Annotated in this window: 2 protein-coding genes; both read right to left on the reverse strand. The window is 48.9% G+C overall.

The window, feature by feature from the left end; genetic code table 11:
* The coding region (locus ABJQ89_RS21620; RefSeq protein ID WP_348498218.1) for a methyltransferase at window positions 1–983 on the reverse strand (983 nt) is incomplete at its 3' end.
* Window positions 984–1,889: 906 nt separating this feature from the next.
* The coding region (locus ABJQ89_RS21625; protein WP_348498219.1) for a helix-turn-helix transcriptional regulator at window positions 1,890–2,356 on the reverse strand (467 nt) is incomplete at its 5' end.

A 2,356-nucleotide genomic window follows, 5' to 3' on the forward strand; every position in this document is an offset into this window, starting at 1 on the left:
AAAACCGCGCGTGCCTTAGTCCATGGTCGCCAGCGAGGAAGCCACTCTGGGACATGTACCTTATATTCGGGCCAGCCAGTCGGAAAGCGCTTCAATAGGTCATTCCGATGATGCCATCGAACCATCCCTTGAACAAAGATCCATGCCATCAATGATGCTGCCATAATCCAGACGTTTTGTAAGAATAGGCCCAAGACGACCCATCCCAAAGCCGCCGACAACTGCATGGGATTTGAAACATACGCATAGAGCCCCGTTGTCACGAGACGTTTGGTGGGATCGAGAGGGATTGGCGTCCCGCGCCCTTGTAGGCAAAGCGTTTGGTTTGCGGATACTCCGATCAAGGACGTGATCAAAAGCATGAACAATGCGAGGCCGATCAACCAAGAGGGCTTGCCAAATATGTCCCATGCTCCGCCCATGGCTTGCATGATCAACGATGGCAAAACAACAAAGATCATTCCGCCAGTCATGATCGCAAGGAGCGCACAGCGAAGCGGTAGATGTGTGTCGGCTTCTGTCCATTTGGCGAGATAGATCGCAGGCAGATGTGCTGTAGCAAAGACAAACAAGACGCCGAAAAACCAATATGGCCCTGCAAAGACGAGCGGCTCCAAAGAACTGAATATCGTTCCGTGCAATCCGATTATGATAGGTAAGCAAATCATGAGCGGGCGCGTCTTAGGAAATGAGAAATACAACCCCGGTCCAAACAATACAGCCCCGCCCAGAATGATATCGGCAGGCAAGTTGTTCACCATTAATGCGTCCCAGCCATAACTCCACCAACCCACCCAGACAGCAAATGAATGACTCACGAAAACCATCGCAACGCCATAAAGAAAGGCAAATAAACCGGCGACTTGGGTTCTATGCGAAAGGTGACGTAGCCGCACCATCACCAATGCCAGGCAAACCGGACCCAACAGCAACCCCCAACGTAGCGTGAGCATCCAAGATTCAGGTAGGGACAGTTCAATCATGCGAGCAATCTGCTCTTGATTGCGGTCTTGAATACGCTCGGTATCTTTGTCTCAAAGAGTTCGACAAGTAGAAATACAACGGGGAATCCAAGAGCGAGATATAGTGCAAAACGGGGCAAGGCGATTATCAGTAGGATTTGTACCATCGCGCCGAGCTGCATGAGGGCACCTTCTTGGGACACCATCGTGCGCCGTGTGGCCAAAAACGAAAATACCATAACTGGTAAAATCACAGATAAAGGGAACGCCAAAAAACTGGTTTGATCCCCATCACCAAGATCGGAGACCGCGAAATATCCGCGACATAAAAACAAAATTACGGCAATAAACACCATTCCAATTAAGACGGGCAACTTTATTCGATACATATGTTCCAATTGCACTTAATGGTTAATGGAGCAACACCAACGGAAGCTTGGTTCGTTAGCGACGGTTCGACACCATGTCATACTTCGGACAAGTCATTGTTGCGTTATGCACGTTGGGCGAAAATTTCCACACAATCACCTGAATGAACGAAGAAAAACTAGGACCAAACCAGCGCCGAGAAATACAGCGCCGCATACAAGCGATGCCACGAAGAAATAGAACCAAATCGCGGAAGAACGCGCAATGTCCCGTCCCATCTCTACAAGCTGATCGTATGACAGATCTGGACTAAGTAGGTCCACCCGTTCCTGCACGTTCAGCATTTGAATGTATGCTATAAAGGAAACAAGGATGAGCCCCGCGCCAATGATGAACAGTACCAATATATTTGGAGGATTCCTGTTCGGACTGTCGTTCCCACTGTCTGTTTGAACATGATTGTCCAAGCTTGCATCAATCAGCTCTGCCAGCCTTCCTGCCTTGTGTTGGTGATATTTTGACGCATCAACTACGTCGCCGTCGGTTACGGTTTTTCGCCTATTTATGGCCATTGTTTTCAAGCATTTGATCCATAATGAAATCGTTAGGTGGTAATCTCTGGTCGGCACTCCCGTTCAGGAGTAGCGCAGTGTAAATTTGAGAAACGAGCCTCCATCGTTCTTCGCGTGCAAGAACGATGTTGCGAATAGCGGCTCGTTCTTCAAGCGCAATTCCGATGCTACGAATCTCTGCCAATATGCTCGATTTGTGCCTCATGCTGACGTCCGATTCGTCGCCATACATTAACCAAATCGGGTCCGTCGCAAATTTCTCCAAAAGCGTTGCCAACACTGGCAGAGGTATATCTCGATCTCCACGGACATAATTCTGAAGGCTGGTACGACTGATACCGAGCTCCTCGCAGAACTTACCCTGTGACAATCCCTCAATACGCCTTACACGTTCAAGTCTTTGTCCGATTTCTTGGCTACTATTCTGTACCACTGGCTTCCCGATGCAAAACT

Origin of the sequence: Planktotalea sp., assembly GCF_039984035.1 — a bacterium.
In the GTDB taxonomy this organism is placed as follows: Bacteria; Pseudomonadota; Alphaproteobacteria; order Rhodobacterales; family Rhodobacteraceae; genus Planktotalea.